This is a genomic window from Haemophilus sp. HMSC066A11, assembly GCF_001811665.1.
GTDB classification, from domain to species: Bacteria; Pseudomonadota; Gammaproteobacteria; order Enterobacterales; family Pasteurellaceae; genus Haemophilus; species Haemophilus influenzae.
The window spans coordinates 1-247 of the sequence record NZ_KV805843.1 but is presented as its reverse complement, the minus strand read 5'-3'; the positions used below and the strand labels follow the sequence as shown (position 1 = coordinate 247).

At 49.0% G+C, this 247-nt stretch carries 1 rRNA gene; it reads right to left on the bottom strand.

Annotated elements, in window-relative coordinates:
• Positions 1–247: ribosomal RNA gene (locus HMPREF2813_RS00230) — 23S ribosomal RNA — on the bottom strand; the annotation flags it as partial.

The following is a 247-nucleotide window of genomic DNA, read 5'->3' as shown; positions in this document are numbered from 1 at the left end:
TTATCGTTACTTATGTCAGCATTCGCACTTCTGATACGTCCAGCAGCCCTCTCGAGCCACCTTCATCCGCTTACAGAACGCTCCCCTACCCAACAGGCGTATCACTAATCATCCTTACTCAAAGATGCCCGACTCAACGTTCGGGTTGCTTGAACAACCTTTCATGTCGCTTCGCGCCATTCCATGTTGTTAATCGTAAGGCGTATTAGTGATACGCCTGATGCCGCAGCTTCGGTGCTATATTTCA